This window comes from Vibrio sp. YT-15 (assembly GCF_033337445.1).
Taxonomy (GTDB): Bacteria; Pseudomonadota; Gammaproteobacteria; order Enterobacterales; family Vibrionaceae; genus Vibrio; species Vibrio alginolyticus.
In genome coordinates this window covers 571539-588892 of record NZ_JAWOQR010000002.1, presented here as the reverse complement: position 1 = coordinate 588892, position 17354 = coordinate 571539, and the positions used below count along the sequence as shown (strand labels likewise).

The 17354-nt window shown below is 45.6% G+C and carries 13 protein-coding genes; 7 read left to right on the top strand and 6 right to left on the bottom strand.

All coding sequences use genetic code 11. The features are described from left to right. Positions 1 to 8 precede the first annotated feature (8 nt). The 5 genes from acnD to R7D93_RS06795 all read right to left on the bottom strand — a co-directional run bounded on the left by acnD (position 9) and on the right by R7D93_RS06795 (position 6317). Positions 9 to 2600 carry a Fe/S-dependent 2-methylisocitrate dehydratase AcnD gene (gene acnD, locus R7D93_RS06815; RefSeq protein ID WP_213868254.1) on the bottom strand — a complete coding sequence of 864 codons (2592 nt, stop codon included), beginning with the start codon at positions 2598 to 2600 and terminating at the stop codon, positions 9 to 11. A 156-nt stretch (positions 2601 to 2756) separates the two neighbouring features. Next, on the bottom strand, positions 2757 to 3899 hold the full coding sequence (gene prpC / locus R7D93_RS06810; protein WP_033906152.1) for a 2-methylcitrate synthase: 1143 nt from the start codon (positions 3897 to 3899) through the stop codon (positions 2757 to 2759). A gap of 132 nt (positions 3900 to 4031) precedes the next feature. Next, entirely contained in the window at positions 4032 to 4928 is an 897-nt protein-coding gene (gene prpB, locus R7D93_RS06805; protein WP_005388185.1) for a methylisocitrate lyase, read from the bottom strand. Between the two features lie 12 nt (positions 4929 to 4940). Beyond that, entirely contained in the window at positions 4941 to 5654 is a 714-nt protein-coding gene (locus tag R7D93_RS06800; protein WP_005377279.1) for a GntR family transcriptional regulator, read from the bottom strand. 264 nt (positions 5655 to 5918) lie between these two features. Beyond that, positions 5919 to 6317 carry a GFA family protein gene (locus R7D93_RS06795; RefSeq protein ID WP_017821694.1) on the bottom strand — a complete coding sequence of 133 codons (399 nt, stop codon included), beginning with the start codon at positions 6315 to 6317 and terminating at the stop codon, positions 5919 to 5921. A 266-nt stretch (positions 6318 to 6583) separates the two neighbouring features. Here R7D93_RS06795 and R7D93_RS06790 point away from each other — a divergent pair, with 266 nt between their 5' ends. From R7D93_RS06790 to R7D93_RS06760, 7 genes are all read left to right on the top strand, one after another. After that, complete coding sequence (locus R7D93_RS06790; protein WP_005388181.1) at positions 6584 to 7555, top strand: tripartite tricarboxylate transporter substrate binding protein; 972 nt, start codon at positions 6584 to 6586, stop codon at positions 7553 to 7555. Positions 7556 to 7793: 238 nt separating this feature from the next. Then, positions 7794 to 8288: a tripartite tricarboxylate transporter TctB family protein gene (locus R7D93_RS06785; protein WP_005388179.1), complete on the top strand. Its 495-nt coding sequence runs from the start codon at positions 7794 to 7796 to the stop codon at positions 8286 to 8288. Positions 8289 to 8307: 19 nt separating this feature from the next. Continuing rightward, complete coding sequence (locus tag R7D93_RS06780) at positions 8308 to 9834, top strand: tripartite tricarboxylate transporter permease (protein WP_005388177.1); 1527 nt, start codon at positions 8308 to 8310, stop codon at positions 9832 to 9834. 352 nt (positions 9835 to 10186) lie between these two features. Next, positions 10187 to 11644: a gamma-mobile-trio recombinase GmtY gene (gmtY, locus tag R7D93_RS06775; protein WP_053307020.1), complete on the top strand. Its 1458-nt coding sequence runs from the start codon at positions 10187 to 10189 to the stop codon at positions 11642 to 11644. Then, positions 11644 to 14283: an integrase family protein gene (locus tag R7D93_RS06770; RefSeq protein ID WP_222712536.1), complete on the top strand. Its 2640-nt coding sequence runs from the start codon at positions 11644 to 11646 to the stop codon at positions 14281 to 14283. The genes gmtY and R7D93_RS06770 overlap by 1 nt, the downstream gene beginning before the upstream one ends. Beyond that, on the top strand, positions 14283 to 14960 hold the full coding sequence (gmtX, locus tag R7D93_RS06765) for a gamma-mobile-trio protein GmtX (RefSeq protein WP_053307022.1): 678 nt from the start codon (positions 14283 to 14285) through the stop codon (positions 14958 to 14960). Before R7D93_RS06770 ends, gmtX begins: the two co-directional genes overlap by 1 nt. Continuing rightward, positions 14960 to 15409, top strand: coding sequence for a VPA1267 family protein (locus tag R7D93_RS06760; RefSeq protein WP_053307023.1), 450 nt, complete (start codon positions 14960 to 14962; stop codon positions 15407 to 15409). Before gmtX ends, R7D93_RS06760 begins: the two co-directional genes overlap by 1 nt. A 176-nt stretch (positions 15410 to 15585) precedes the next feature. Here R7D93_RS06760 and R7D93_RS06755 read toward each other — a convergent pair whose 3' ends face one another. Continuing rightward, positions 15586 to 17340, bottom strand: a complete 1755-nt coding sequence (locus R7D93_RS06755) for a GGDEF domain-containing response regulator (RefSeq protein ID WP_222712537.1) — start codon at positions 17338 to 17340, stop codon at positions 15586 to 15588. Positions 17341 to 17354: the final 14 nt, after the last annotated feature.

The window sequence follows — 17354 nt, the reverse complement described above, 5'->3', positions numbered from 1 at the left end:
CGCACTCCTTATTGTGCCAAGAAATCTTGCGCGAAACGCTGCAGAACACCGCCCGCGTTGTACACGTGAACTTCGTCAGCGGTATCTAAGCGACAGGTGACCGGAACATCGACTTTCTCACCATTGCTACGTGTAATAACCAAGGCTAAATCTGCACCCGGCTTGATTTCACCAACCACGTCATACAGTTCAGTACCATCCAGTTCTAATGTATTGCGATTAACACCCGGCTTAAATTGCAGTGGTAACACGCCCATGCCAACCAAGTTAGTTCGGTGAATACGCTCAAAGCCTTCTGCAACGATTGCTTCTACACCAGCCAATCGAACGCCTTTTGCTGCCCAGTCACGAGATGAACCCTGACCATAGTCAGCACCTGCAACAACAATCAGTGGTTGCTTGCGGTTCATGTAGGTCTCAATCGCTTCCCACATGCGTACAACCTGACCTTCCGGCTCGATTCGCGCCAGAGAACCCTGAACCACTTCACCGTTCTCTTTCACCATTTCGTTAAATAGTTTCGGGTTAGCAAAGGTCGCGCGTTGCGCCGTTAAGTGGTCACCACGGTGAGTCGCGTAAGAGTTGAAATCTTCTTCTGGCACACCCATTTTCGCTAAGTATTCACCTGCTGCGCTGCTTGCGAGAATCGCGTTGGATGGTGATAAGTGATCAGTGGTGATGTTGTCGCCCAGAATCGCCAATGGACGCATACCAGACAATGTTCTTTCTCCCGCTAGCGCACCTTCCCAGTACGGTGGTCGGCGGATATAGGTACTCATCGGACGCCAGTCGTACAGCGGGTTGGGATTTTGCTCTTGATCATTCAGCTTAAACATCTGAATGTAAACTTGCTTAAACTGCTCAGGTTTAACATGAGTACCGACAACTGCATCGATCTCTTCATCGCTTGGCCACAAATCATTGAGATAAATTGGTTTGCCGTGTTGGTCCGAGCCCAATGCATCGCGCTCGATATCAAAACGAATGGTACCCGCTAGCGCATAAGCGACAACCAATGGTGGTGAAGCCAAGAAAGCTTGTTTGGCGTACGGATGGATTCGACCATCAAAGTTACGGTTACCAGAAAGCACCGCTGTTGCATATAAATCACGGTCGATGATCTCTTGTTGGATTTTTGGATCCAGCGCACCACTCATACCGTTACAAGTTGTACATGCGTAACCAACAATGCCAAAGCCAAGCTTCTCTAGCTCTGGTAATAAGCCCGCTTCTTCCAGATACAAGCGTGCAACTTTAGAACCCGGAGCAAAAGACGATTTCACCCAAGGTTTACGTACAAGACCAAGTTCGTTGGCTTTCTTCGCCACAAGGCCAGCAGCAACCACGTTTCTTGGGTTACTAGTATTCGTACATGAGGTAATAGCAGCGATGATCACTGCACCATCTGGCAACTCGCCTTCTTTCTCTTCCCACGCTCCAGAAATACCGCGCTGTGCCAACTCAGAAGTTGGTAAACGACGATGAGGGTTTGACGGACCAGCCAAGTTACGGCTAACTGATGATAAATCGAACTCAAGTACACGCTCGTAAACTGCGCTATCAAGATCGTCTGCCCAAAGACCGGTTTGTTTTGCGTAATTTTCTACTAAAGCAACTTGTTCTTCATCTCGACCAGTTAGTTTCAAGTAATTGATGGTCTGCTCATCAATATAAAACATGCCAGCTGTTGCGCCGTATTCTGGTGTCATGTTTGAAATCGTTGCGCGGTCTCCGATCGTTAGATCACGTGCGCCTTCTCCGAAGAATTCAAGATATGAAGATACCACACGCTCATTACGAAGAAACTCAGTAATCGCGAGGACAATATCCGTTGCGGTAATGCCCGGTTGACGTTTACCCGTCAGTTTGACACCGACAATATCTGGTAGACGCATCATTGATGGTCGGCCAAGCATGACGGTTTCTGCTTCCAGACCACCGACACCTATCGCAATAACACCAAGAGCGTCTACGTGAGGCGTGTGACTGTCCGTACCCACACAGGTGTCAGGGTAGGCAATGCCCTGCTTTGCTTGTACCACAGGAGACATTTTTTCCAAGTTGATTTGGTGCATGATGCCATTCCCAGCTGGAATCACGCTGACGTTTTCAAACGCTGTTTTACACCACTCGATAAAGTGAAATCGGTCTTCATTACGGCGCTCTTCAATCGCGCGGTTTTTGTCGAAGGCATCAGGGTCAAAGCCCGCATGTTCAACCGCTAAAGAGTGGTCAACGATCAATTGTGTCTCAACCACTGGGTTCACTTTTGCAGGATCGCCGCCCTGATCTGAAATGGCATCGCGTAGACCCGCTAAATCGACTAGAGCGGTCTGACCAAGAATGTCATGACAAACAACGCGTGCTGGATACCAAGGAAAATCGAGATCGCGTTTGCGTTCAATTAACTGTTTCAGGCTATCTGTCAATGTGTTCGGGTCACAGCGACGGACCAGTTGCTCAGCTAGCACGCGAGAGGTATAAGGGAGTGTTTCATAGGCTCCAGGAGAAATGGCATTGACGGCTTCGCGTGCATCAAAATAATCCAGTTGAGTTCCCGGAAGCGGCTTACGATATTGAGTATTAATATTTGTGTTCATGGTTTGCTTCCATTCAGTCTTTACATCTTGCCTTCATCAAGGTTTTCCATTGCTCCAGAAACACAGTGATGAGAGGATCTCCTTCCTCTGTTAGAGAGAATGACAAAGGAAGGAGGTGGTCAACCAAAGCATATAATGCCCTCGTTGACCTTCGCGCTAGCGATTCTCGATAGGCACCCATTCTTGATGATCTGGGCCCGTGTAATCAGCACTTGGGCGAATAATACGGTTATTGGCACGCTGTTCATAAACGTGTGCAGCCCAGCCCGTTAAACGACTCATCACAAAGATTGGGGTAAATAGTTTGGTTGGAATGTCCATGAAGTGGTAAGCCGATGCATGGAAGAAGTCCGCATTACAGAACAGACCTTTCTCTCGCTTCATCACTGATTCAACACGCTCAGAAACCGCATATAGATGTGTATCACCAACTTGCTTCGATAACTCTTTGGACCAGCGTTTTATTAAGGCGTTGCGAGGGTCACTTTCACGATAAATCGCATGACCAAAGCCCATGATCTTGTCTTTATTGGCTAGCATTTTCATGATGTTCGCTTCCGCCTCGTCGGGCGTTTGCCAATCTTCAATCATTTCCATCGCCGCTTCGTTCGCACCTCCGTGAAGTGGTCCACGAAGCGTACCGATTGCTGCCGTGATACAAGAATGGATGTCTGACAACGTTGATGCACAAACGCGTGCTGCGAATGTAGAAGCATTAAACTCATGTTCAGCATAAAGAATAAGCGAGCAATGCATCACTTGTTTGTGCAGCGCAGATGGCGCTTTGTCTGTAAGTAATCGCAAAAAGTAACCACCGATGCAATCTTCAGTCTGATCCTCGGTGTTGATACGCACGCCATCATGACTAAAGCGGTACCAGTAACAGATGATGGCAGGGAACAAGGCTAGCATACGTTCGGTTGCTTTCAGTTGCTCCTCGAAGCTCATTTCCTGCTCTAGGTTACCCAATACAGAACAACCCGTGCGCATTACGTCCATTGGGTGTGCGCTTGCAGGAATCAACTCTAAAGCTTGTTTTAGCTCGGCTGGCAAACCTCTAAAGCTGAGTAGGTGTGTCTTGTACGCATCAAGTTCTTGTTGATTCGGCAAGTGACCGCGTAACAGAAGGTGAGCCACTTCTTCAAACTGTGCGTTGTTCGCAAGATCAGTAATATCGTATCCACGATAAGTTAAACCAGTTCCCGTTTTTCCGACAGTACATAAAGCTGTGCTTCCTGCGCTTTGACCACGAAGGCCTGCGCCACCTAATTCTGCTTTCTTTTCTGCAGTTTGAGACATTGTTTGAACTCCTTTTCTGTCTGACTTTTCCCTCTCTGGGGTGTTTTTAGCCAAACGAATTTCACGTTATTAGATGAGATAAATTCCGATTATCTTTTTCTTGGGCTTCCGTCTATTTTTGCTTTTCCCCCGCTATTTCCCTTCAGAGAATAACTGGTCAAGTTTGTCTTCGTAGTCGTGGTAATTCAGGTGCTGATACAACTCTTTACGTGTTTGCATCGAATCAACCAGTGCTTCCTGGTTACCCACTTCTAGCAAATGTTTGTAGACCGTTTCAGCAGCTTTGTTCATGGCACGGAACGCACTTAATGGGTAAAGCACCATATCGACTTTCGCTTTTGCAAGCTCATCGCAGCCGTACAGTGGCGTTGCGCCGAACTCGGTAATGTTGGCCAGAATAGGAACGTGCTTTCCGGTCGCTTGCTCAAGCGCATTTGAGAACTGAAGGTACTGGTCCAGCTTGTTCATCGCTTCTGGGAAGATCATGTCTGCGCCAGCTTCCACACACGCAATCGCGCGCTCGATTGCGCTGTCCATTCCTTCAACAGCTAACGCGTCAGTACGAGCCATAATCACGAAACTTTCATCATTGCGTGCATCAACCGCGGCTTTTACACGATCAACCATCTCTTGCTGGCTGACTATTGCTTTGTTCGGACGATGACCACAACGTTTCTGTGCAACTTGGTCTTCCATGTGCACCGCTGCCGCGCCTGCTTTTTCCATCGCTTTGATCGTGCGAGCAATGTTAAATGCACCGCCAAAACCCGTGTCGATATCAACCAAAAGAGGCAAATCACATGCGTTAGTGATGCGGTCAACGTCAACCAAAACGTCGTTTAATGTTGTGATACCGAGATCCGGCAATCCGTATGACGCATTTGCGATACCGCCACCAGACAAGTAAATCGCTTGGTGACCCAAGTTTTTTGCCATCATGGCGCAATACGGGTTTATAGTGCCGACAATTTGTAGTGGATTATTTTGTTCAATGGCGAGTCTGAATTTCGCTCCCGGTGTTAAGCTCATGACGAATTCCTTCTAGTCTTTGTCTAAACTTTCTGTATGTATAATTTGAGATTGGATGAGCTTTCGACTTCCTGATATGTGTCTTCTCATCAACATTTCTGCAAGCTCTTCATCGCGATTGCGAATGGCTTCCAAAATGAATTTGTGTTCGGTGAGCGCCTCATTCGGGCGAGATTGCGCACGTGGCGACTGATAACGATACATCCGTAATAAGTGATAGAGTTCATCACACAGCAGAGATATTAACTTACTGTTTCTGCTCGCTTGGATGATGCGATAGTGAAAATCAAAGTCACCATGTTGATGGAAGTAAGACGCGCCTTCCATTTGGTCTATATGCTTGGAATGTGTCGACAATAGCATTTCCAAGCTTAAGAGCTCTTCTTGCGTAATGTGTCGCGCAGCTAACCTTGCCGCCATGCCTTCCAATGCTTCTCGAACGGCATAAAGTTCTATCAGCTTTTCCGGAGAAAAAGTGGTCACTCTGGCCCCAACATGAGGAATTCGCTCGATGAGCCCTAGCCCCTCTAAGCGCATCAATGCTTCACGCAAAGGCCCACGACTGACCTGATATTTCTTTGCTAGCTCGGGCTCTGATATCTTATGGCCAGGCTTCACATCGCCATTAACAATGACTTCAATCAGTGTTTCGGTCAGCGTTTCGGATTTGGTGTGTTCTTTCTCAGAACCCAGCACTTTATAACGAGCTTTCAACTCAGAGTTCATATTCAGATACTCTTGTTACCGACATCGAAATGTCTACAATTTCTTAACCTGAATATAAAGTAGTCGATCAAAGTGTCGACAATCAAGTAAATTGTCGACAATTTAGACTAAGGTCGTAATTTAAATGGGCCTAAAATGCCTATTAAGTGCCATTTTTAGCAGAAATAAAGAATGGGGAACTCATATTGTCGACAACTTATAAACCTTTAAGCTTATGATCTAAAAACTAAAAGCTCAGTTGTCGAACAATAATCGGATAAAAAACTATTCTTTAGGTGCAAATTGATCAAAGACTTGTTGCGAAGTCATCTTTTGTGAAGCGGAATTGAGGTCATAATAAGCTGGCTTTTCATCGGTAAAAATCTCTAAAGTGAGTTTGAAATCTGGGTTATCGAACAAACCAGCGGAAAGAATGTACTCACCTGTCGGCAACAAATGGTAGAAAAGGTTTGTGCCACACTCACCGCAAAACCCCCTCACAGCCCAGTCTGACGACTGATAACGTTTAGGTTCGCCACCTTTAAACGTCACGTTAGGCCCACAATGCACCGCATGAAGTGCGCCACTCGACCATTTTCGACACATAGAGCAATGGCACAGGCTAACCTCATTTTTAACCTCAGCGATGACTTCAATTGCGCCGCACAAACACGTCCCTTTCATTCTCTTTTCCTCGTTCATTTTCCGTCATTTTATTATGGCCTACCAAAGCGTAAAGCCGCGTGACCTAACACCAACTTCTCGCCGTGAACTTTATGAACAAAATAACCGAAATGCTCAATATTCTCTTTATATCTCTTTTACAGACAGATATTTAACACTTAATTAACCTTTACACCAAGTTCAGCTTTAACGCTTACAAGGCATGACAACTGAGCAAAAACAATAAGGCTCAACTAAATAGAGTCGCTAACATAAGGAACGTGAACATGTTAAAGGTACTCAAACCAACGCTCGCCGCTTCAATCATCGCAGCTTCATTTTCATTCAACGCTCTTGCTGCAGATATTGAAAAAATGCACTTTCTTATCCCTGGAGGTGCCGGTGGCGGTTGGGACATGACCGCCCGAGGTACTGGTGATGTATTAATAAAATCAGACATCGTCGAAACCGTATCATTTCAAAACCTATCTGGTGGTGGCGGTGGCAAAGCAATCGCACATTTGATTGAAACGGCTGATCGTCAAGAAGATACACTCATGGTGAACTCAACACCGATCGTCGTTCGCTCGCTCAGTGGGATCTTCCCACAATCTTTCCGCGACTTGACTCCTGTTGCCGCAACGGTTGCCGATTATGGCGCCATTGTTACATCAGCCGATTCTCCTTATAGCTCTTGGGAAGATGTCGTTAAAGCTTTTAAAGAAAACCCACGTAAGGTGAAGGTTGCTGGTGGCTCTGCTCGTGGTTCTATGGATCATTTGGTTATAGCAGCAGCTTTCAAAGGTGAAGGTTTTGATGCGCGTAAAGTTCGTTACATTGCCTATGATGCAGGTGGAAAAGCCATGGCAGCCCTACTTTCAGGCGAAACACAACTGCTCTCTACAGGGCTAGGTGAAGTACTCGAAATGTCTAAGTCTGGGCAAGTGAAAGTGTTAGCGATTACAGCACCAAAACGTTTAGAAGCTGCGCCTAATATTCCAACTCTCACCGAATATGGTAATGAAACTGTCTTTGCTAACTGGCGTGGATTCTTTGCAGCACCAGGCACAAGCCAAGAAAAGCTAGATGAATGGAATGCCGCATTTACTAAAATGTATAACACCGACGAATGGCAAGTCGTTCGAGACCGCAATGGTTGGATCGACAACTATAAAGCGGATAAAGCATTCTTCGCGTTTCTTGAAGATCAAGAGCAACAGATGGGTGACTTAATGCGCGAGTTAGGCTTCCTGAAGTAACAATCGAATTGGGGTCCCTCAGATACCAACCTCAATGAATAACGTAGGTTGGTATTTCCCCATTGTATTTGCACTCTAAGTTTCACCGCATATGGACATTGTCGACAATCGGCATGCACACTCCTTTGTTTATATACCCAAAGCGGCTCGACTAGCAGCGAAATGCTTAATTGTTAATGGTTTAGTTTATTCATTGACGTCCATATGCGGTCTTTTTTACTTTTGTTAGGAGTTGAATATGCCTCGTTCAACCAACTTTTTCACCAAAGAGTATTTGCTCTGTCGTGACCGCGTCGGCGCAATGATCTTTCTACTCTTCTGTCTTTGCTACGGTTATCAAACCTCGCAGATTCCATTGTTTCCAGGTGATGAGTATGAACCATTCACCGCACGTACTCTGCCAACCATCCTGACTTACGTTGGTGTCGGCCTTTCTTTGCTATTGCTGGTGACAGGACAACCAGATAAACAAAGTGGCGCAGTGCTGACCTTCAATTGGAAGTTACTGATTGCCTTTTTAATTTTAATGGCGCTCTACGGCGTGGGCCTGACTTATCTAGGTTTTGTGATAGCTACTGGCTTCTTTTTATTGGCTGGCTTTTATCTGCTCGGGGAAAGACGTAAACCCGTTCTGTTTGGCGCGTCGTTTCCATTCGTGATCGCGTTCTACTTATTACTCACTCAAGGTTTGGACATCTATCTCGAACCGGGTTTGATTTTCACCATCTGGTAGTCAAAGAAAGGACTGAATTATGTTAGATGGAATTCTACAAGGTTTATCCACCGCAGTAATGCCAATGAACATTATGATGGTGATCGTTGGTTGCTTCGTCGGTACATTTATCGGCATGTTACCTGGACTTGGGCCGATCTCAGCCATTGCTTTGATGATCCCAATTACTTATGGCCTAGAGCCCTCCTCTGGCCTTATTTTAATGGCGGGTGTTTATTACGGTGCGGTATTTGGTGGCTCTACATCGTCGATTTTAATTAACGCGCCGGGTTGTTCTTCAACCGTGGTCACAGCATTCGACGGCTACCCAATGGCTCAAAAAGGCCAGGCAGGTAAAGCATTAGCTTTGGCAGCTTATTCGTCTTTCACTGGCGGTACGCTATCTGCCATTATGTTGCTTGTTGCCGCACCAGCATTGGCTAGCGTCTCCCTTAGCTTCCAATCGTCGGACTATTTTGCGTTGATGCTACTTGGGTTATCAGCAGTCGCGGCTTTTGCGGGGAAAGGTCAGGTAATCAAAGCGTGGATGATGACCATTCTTGGTTTGATGCTATCTACAGTTGGAATCGATAAAGGCGTAGGCGTTGAACGCTTTACCTTCGGTTTAACGGATTTAATGGATGGCTTTAGCTTCTTGTTGCTTGCAATGGCGACATTCGCACTGGGTGAGACACTGATGGGCATCCTTAAACCATCAAAAGACACCAGCGATGAAGAACAAGAAAAGCTGAGCAACATTGGCTCAATGAAAGTGACCAAGGAAGAAATCAAAGATGTTGCGCCTGTTTCAATTCGCTCTTCAATATTAGGTTTCTTCACTGGCGTTCTTCCTGGCGCAGGGGCAACCATTGCTGCTTTTTTAAGCTATGGTATGGAGCGCAACCTCGCACCTAAAGAGAAAAAGGATGAGTTCGGTAAAGGCAGTATCCGTGGTTTGGTTGCGCCAGAGTCTGCGAACAATGCAGCATCTAGTGGTTCATTTGTACCGCTATTAACGCTTGGTATTCCGGGCTCTGGTACAACAGCAATAATGCTCGGTGCGCTGATCGCTTATGGTATTCAACCTGGCCCTCGCCTATTTGTTGAACACCCAGATGTGTTCTGGTCTGTGATCATTTCCATGTACTTCGGCAACATCGTACTTGTGATCCTGAACTTACCGTTGATTCCGTACATTTCAAAGCTTTTGGCGGTTCCAAGAACGGTACTTCTACCGATGATTTTATTCTTCTCAATCACCGGGGTTTATTTGGTCTCCTTTAACACTATGGATGTGTTCGTGATGCTGATTGTTGCTATGGCTGCCATTGCACTTCGGCTCGCTAACTTCCCGCTCGCACCTTTATTGCTGGGCTTCATCCTTGGAGGATTAATGGAAGAGAACTTACGCCGCGCATTAATGATTTCAGATGGAGAACTAAGTTTCCTATGGGAGCGTCCTATTACCCTTACCTTTACTGTTTTAGCTGTATTGGTATTGGCAAGTCCACTAATCGTAAAGCTGATTCAAAAGTTTAAAGCACAGCCAGTCAGCGTTGAGCAGTAATCGCTGTCTCTTTCAACCTAGATAAAGCCATCCATCGTGATGGCTTTATCTTCCCCCTTCCAAATCGTTCGCTTGTTGTACAGATGGTATTGACAAATCACTGTCGTTATATGAAGGTGATTGTATGAACACACACTTAGCGCAACTTAACCAACGAATTATCATCATTCCATAGGAATGGTGGGATTTTTTGATGCGCTCAGTATTTATCGAACCCACCCATAGCTTATATATAGTAACTTGAAGGGTGTATATTGTGTATTAAGGCAGAAAAATCTGCCTTTTTATTGCATAACTAATATTGTAGGTACATAGTCAATATTATGTACAATGTGTATAGGGAAAGCACAATTTGTCATCAGTAAAAGTCAGAGCGACGATTGTAGAGGACAATACGGGCATCAAAAGCCAACTGCCTATCTTGCTAACTGAGCAAGGAGAGTTAAGTACGGTCACGGACTACCTACTCAAGTTAGAGGCGGACGGTGTGAGTAACTCCGTCATGAATGGATTTCTTCAAGCGGTGTCCTTGTTGCTGGATTATATGGAAGCAAATAGAGGGTTGTTTGACGATCCGAAGTTGCTCTTCCAGACCTTTTCTAAGCGGTTGTACACAGGAACGATTGGTGAGGATGGACTTGACCCATCAGGTTTGTATTGGGTGCCAAGCTCAACCAGTAACGTAAATAAGCACATTCACCGACTGACGGCATTCACCGATTGGTTGTCAGACAAGCAAGGCACTGCACCGATGAACCCCTTGCGTGATGCTACCCCTCATGAGCAGCGATTGAATTACGCTGCATGGTATCGTAAAAACCAGAATGATTTTCTCGGTCATATCGAAGATAAGACCGTCAACAAAACCATCCGTAAGGCGCGAACCATTAAGGGGCGCACACCGCTCACCAAAACCGAAGATGACGCTATCGCCTTTCCTGCAAAGCATTGGGAAGAGTTTTATATGAATGGTATCGGTGGCGCGAGCGACCCACGCGTGGCACTCAGGGACAAATTAATACTCCTGCTTATGCACGGCGGCGGGTTGCGCGAAAGTGAAGCTTTAACGCTTTGGGTGACCGATGTGTTTGAAGACCCCTATAACCCAGATAGTGCTATCGTTCGAATTTACAATGAAGTCGATGGCAAAGCGCCAAGTGACCCTGAAGTTCGTTCTAAAAATCAGAATAGAGAAACGTACTTAAAAGAAAAGTATGCGCGTATCCCTCGCCAGCGCATGAAAGGCACAGCACATCTCGGTTGGAAGTGTCGTGTGGTTGACCACCGCGATAACTATATACAGGTTCAATGGTTCCCAACCGACTATGGCAAAGTGTTTATGTCACTGTGGAAAAACTATCAAAAGTACCGCGCCAGCATCGACTGTCACCACCCTTATGCGTTTATTTCGTTTCATCACCGCGCTTTCGGCAATCCTTACACCATCAACGCTTTTCATGATAACTACGCCAACGGCTTAAAGCGCATCGGCTTAGAGCCGAACAAGGCAGAAGGTTTAGATCCACATGGGCATCGACACAATTATGGCAGACGCCTCAAACGAGCAAAGGTTGACCCATTAATTCGAAAGCGATGCCTTCACCACAAAAGTCTTGACTCACAACTCCCTTATATTGGAGAGAGTCAGCAGGAAATTTCTGACGAGCTGACCCAAGCCACACTGCAACTGGCAAACCCTGAATCCAAAGTCAAAGCACTCGACTGGAAAGTACTGGTTGAGCATGGCTTTGATGACATCGACCCGCAGGGTTATTTCACTGGCAAACATCCAAAATTGAGAGGTAAATAATGTCGATCAAAGGCAAAATAAATGACAAACGTTCAACGAGTTTAACCTTCTCATGGATGCTAACTAGGCTCGGCGCGGAGTGGCAGCAGTGGCAAGAGCTAGCGGCAGAATGGATGGCTACACAAAATGTTGGTTTAAACCATAAGATTGATGCTTTAAACATTTTCTTTGAGGAGTACATTCAAAAATATGCTCCGTACGCCATAGATGTGACTCTATTTTTTAGCGGGTATAAAGGGCATTTATGTAATAGCGAAGAACTTGAAAAAGCCGCGAGGGCAAGAGTTAACCACTCTAGTAATGTGCAAAAAGCGGTGAATTATCCCACCGAGTTCATCGATTTTGTTATTGAAAAAGCGTTCTCCGAGGAAAATGACCATGGAACGCTAACTCCATTGGTTCAAAACCCTCTCCGTAAAATCAAGGTGCAAGGTTCTGCTACAGAAACGGTGCGCAACCCTCTACCGTATCGCTACATTCAGGATTTACGCCAAACCCTTTGTCCTCTACCCGACAAAGCGGAACTGACCGTCATTGAGCAAAATCTCAAAGACGATGAATCCATGCTTCCAGCTTATCACTATCGCCACTTCAAAGATTGGGTATGGGCGCAGAAGGAAGGTGGCTGGTTTGAAATCGAACCTGAACTGATTGATAAATCTGACCCTGATTGTGTGTGGTGTACCAAAGAAGTGACTCGTAAAGGTGAGAATATTACTATCCACCGAATCTGGTCGCCTGTCAAAGCGATGATAATTTTCATGAAGCTCCACCTGCCACTGCGTACCTATCAGGTGCGTATGCTAGACAGCGGTGAAGCGGACACATGGCGCTATGAAAACGGTCAGTGGGTAGTAAACATTCAGCATGATTTTGCACTTGGTAGCGAAAAACGCCAATTTGGAAAAGGCATCTTCCGCCGCATTCACGACACCATGACAGGGCTGTATTCCACAGGTTTGTATATCAACACCAACAAGTCCGCTGACAAAAACAAGGAAGAACTGGAACGTGGCTACATCATCCCTTGGCAAAACGAGGAAGTATTGTATTGGCTGGAAAAACTGCGTAATTGGCAAGAAAAATACAACCCCATTGCAAAGCCTACTGACTGCACCACGCTACAGCCAAAACACACAAGACATAAAAAGTCGAAAGCATACCTAGAAAGCATGGGAGAAGTTGCCTTTCTGTTTCGTAATGCATCAGCAAAAGATGAGGATAAACATAAGCCAATTATAGAGAACAATGGACTCAAATCATTCTGGTATCAACTTCTCCTTGAGTTAGAAAACCAACTCGCAGAACGAGGAGATACCCTAGATAATGGTGAACAATTAAAATTAGTAGTTGATTACCCTGAGGGGGTACAAAAAAGTAGTAAGGTAGCTACACTCTTTCCATTGCACAGTTTACGTGTCTCACTTATCACGGCGTATACGATGGACACGCAGTTGCCATTGCCTGTGATTTCTAAGCTATTGGCAGGGCATACGCGCCTATTGATGACCATCTACTACAACAAAATCACCCCTTCGGTGATGGCAGAGAAGATGGACGAAGCGCATAGCGCACTGGATGCCAAATCCAAGCAATCGGTGCGCAATTTCCTTAAAGATGCCTCGATGGAGCAAATCCAGTGCAAGATGGTATATCGCAGCGAGCGTAGCATTCAGGCGGCACTGGTTAACCGCAACCCGATTGGTTGGGAAGAACGCTCTTGTGGAATGTGTCTGGTAGGCGGTAACACCGTGAAATCGGATGAAGTCAGTACCCTTGGCGGGTGCTGGAACGGTGGTGAGTTGATTAACGATGCAAAATCTGCTGTCCAGCGCGTTTATGCCAGCGTACCACACGGCCCTGAAAACTGTCCTCGCTGCCGCTGGTTTATTACCGAGGCACGCTACCTGCCTGCGCTCAATGCCCACTTCAACCAACTGAGCTACAAGGCGCATCAGGCGGCGAATCTATCTGTGGAAATCGAGGGGGAACTGGAAGTCCTGAAAGACGAGCAATTCTTCTGTGAACAGCAAGGCAAGCCGTTTATCAAGCACGATGAACTGCAAGTCCTACAGCGCCGCTGGGAAAAACAGCTAGTCGAAGCGAATGAATACGCCAAAGACTGGATAGCGTGTTTTGAGCTTATCAACAAAATCATTCGTGTCGAAGAGACCAGAAATGGGGATGATACCAAAGATAAACTGATTGCAGTTGGCTCTGAGCAAGATGTCAGTCATGCCCTGAAGTTTATTGAAACCGACTCTGAGTTACTGCACTTATCGCTGCTTTGTGATGATGCGGAGTTCTACCCTGACTTGCAGGACGAACTGCGTAAAACCCCTGCGATTCAAAAGCGTTCAATGCAACTTAGCCGTGTGCTGATGAAAAAAGACTTTGAGCCGATTTTCTTGGAAATGGACGACAAACAACAGCTTATCGCTGCCAATGCCATGCTGCGTCATATGGCAAAAATCGCTGACCCTGACGACAAGCTCGAAGGCTACCGCAAGGTGGCGAACTACATTGAAGCGGGTGAATACCTGAACGATAACAAGCTGTTCTCTCAGGGTGTTCATGCGCTGACTGATAAAGTCATTAACCTAGATGGTATTGCACTGCCGAACTTATTGGAGGGCTAATGGAACTCGATATTGATGTCATTCTTGCTGGCTTAAAAGAAGGTAAAGTGCCTCGCACGCAGCAAAATCTCGATAAGCTTAATGACACGCTGAAAGCCTATGTGGAATCGGGTCAGCGTGACTTCTCCATCACGCAAGTTGGACGGGTGTCTGCCGAAAATGGTGGGTTGGCGTATGAGGCTTTGCGTGCTACCCGTAACAAGCACTACCGAACACTCATTGAAGCGTGGGCGGCAAAGTGCAATACCAGTACCAAAAAGCCGTTATCCAACACCTCACGGTCTAAATCCATCCCTGCGGATAATAAACTGTTAGAGCGCATCCCAGACCCTGCGGTACGCGCCTTGTTTGGTCAAATCATTGCTGAGCGAAACCGTTACCGCAAAGAGGTTAATTTGCTCAAACAACACGCTAATATCACCATCGACAAGCGCCCTGTGCGCCAGTTTGACACCGCCGCAGAACCAAGCGTGGAAGTGCTGCCATCCCTATCAGGCGTACTCACCGAATCAGAGAAAAAAGCCTTAGCGTATGCCATTTCTGATGAATGCTTGGATAAGAACGGCTGGCAAACCACTCAGGCAGGTCAGGTAAAAGACATGGAATACAACAGCGAAGTGTTCCCAAGAGGCTTTGTCACAGGGCTTCGCAAGCTATTGGGTGAGGTAGATGACTGATGGCAAGTGGGCAGCAAAAAGCGCAACAAAACCTTGAGGCATTTGAGGTCTGGAAAGCCACACAGACGGACGATGACTTTAAACAAATCTTGTTCAGAGGTCAGCTAAATCGAATCGAAGTGGCGAAAGGGATTGGTTGTGGCAAATCGGCGTTAAACCAAAACACTGCCCTCAAAAAAGCTCTCAAAGCATTAGAAGATGAGCTGCGCGGTAAAGGTGTCCTGCCACCGTTGACCGACGCTGCAAAGAAAAATTCGGATAAACCTCAAGCCTACGATAACACTGCAAACCGAAAACTTCTCGATTCAAAGCGGGTGTCGTCATTAGAGGTTGAGAATATTGAATTGAAAGCCAAGGTCATCGAGCTTGAAAAGCGACTTGAGCGCTTCGGTGAACTGTCTGAAACCTTATCCGAAATGGGGTTGATGCCACGATTTCAAACTCGTTAATGCCCCATTATTTGGTAGACCTTTCACTCGTTCACATCTTTTTCATGGGCTTTTCCCCTACAAAAACTTATCCATTCTTCTAGGTAACCCCCCGTGTTGTATTACGGGGGTATTACGGGGGTAAATTCCAAGAATAGGCGAAATTTGTCTAGGAGATCGGTGGAGGTCCAACTCACTTAACTCGGTGTCCAAAACTGACGGTGCGGATCTCTTTTCCTACCCCCCTCTCTCCAAACTTTGAGTAAATACCTCTTTTCAAAGCTCTCTACGGTAAGTGGTTTGGAGTATTTAAATCCTTGAACTCTTGACACATTCATAGAGTTACAAGCTCTGTGTTGCTCAGGAGTTTCTATTCCCTCAGCAATAATCTCATAGTTAAGTGAGCGTGCAAATGCACAGATGGCTTCAAACAACTGCCGAGAAGTGTGAACTTCGATATCCTTTAAAAAGCTGCGATCAATTTTGATAATATCGATTGGAAAATATTTGAGATGAGATAAGGATGAATAGCCAGTACCAAAATCATCAATGGCGATTTGAATACCTAACCGACTGAGCTCGTTTAACGTTTTCGAAGCGTTGCCTTTCGGGAGTAAACAGTTTTCAGTAATTTCAAACTCAATGTGAGATGCACCGACTCCATACAAATGCAAAAATGCAGCAACCCTTTCGACCAGTTGAGGAGCGGATAGTTGTTTCGGAGAAAGGTTCACTGCTAACGTAAAAGACTCAGGAAAGAAGCATGCTGTTCGCCATATCGACATTTGCCTAATCGCCGTTTCAATCACCCATTCACCAATATTCTCAATGAGCCCAGACTCTTCTGCAATTGGAATAAATACGTCTGGTGGGACGAAGCCTAGATCTGGATGATACCAACGAATCAACGCTTCGGCGCCAACAAGTCGCATTGATTTGTCAAATTGAGGTTGATAATGTAATTCGAATTCCTCTTTTTGTATGGCTTGCTTAAGGTTACTTTCAATGCGTAAACGTTGATCAACCGTATCATGAAAGGCTTTAGAATAGTACTGTGCCTGTTTTCGACCTTTCTCTTTTGCCCTGTATAGCGCGATATCTGAACACTTTCTCAACTCTAATGAGTTTGATGCACACTCAGGATAACTGGCTACCCCGATGCTAATTGAAACCTCAATACATTGCTGGTCAATGTTGAAATTACTTTCAAACGCAGAGAGTATACGTCGTACAATTAAGTCAACCTGCTCTTCAGACGCTAAGTTAGTTGCAATCACTGCAAACTCGTCACCTCCTATACGAAATAGAGAATCACTATCTCGAGTGTTGTATTGAAGTCTTTGTGCTACTTCCTGTAAAACATGATCTCCCGTGATATGTCCATATTGGTCATTGATGTCTTTAAAACGATCCACATCGATGAGCAAGAGCGCTAAAGGTGTTTGACTGCGTGAAGCCATGAGTAAAAATTTCTTTAAGCGCTCATCAAAAAAGTGTCGATTAAATACCCCTGTTAACGTATCAGTCTCAGCCAGTTGTTTTAGCTGAGTGTGAGTCTCGAGTACCTTTTGCTCTAAAAAGTAGCGCTCTGTTGCGATGATAATCGCTCTTCTCAAGCGGATCGAAGAAATTTCATTTTTCATCACGAAGTCTTGAGCACCCATCTCAATACATTTCAAAGCCAACTCTTCGTCATTACTATGGCTGAGCATAATAATAGACGTGGAAAAATCCGAATTTGATTTGAGTGCAATGAGCACTTCCATCCCCGTTGATGGTGGCAGTTGATAGTCCAGTAAAATCACATCAAAAGATTGTTTAAGGGCTTTGTCTAACCCTTCATGAGCAGTTTGCGCTTCTTCTATTATCGAGATAGGCAAATCTGTACTATGCAATGTTTTCTTAATTGCAAGTCTATCGATGGTATCGTCATCAATAATTAATACTTTCATATGCTGCCGCCATG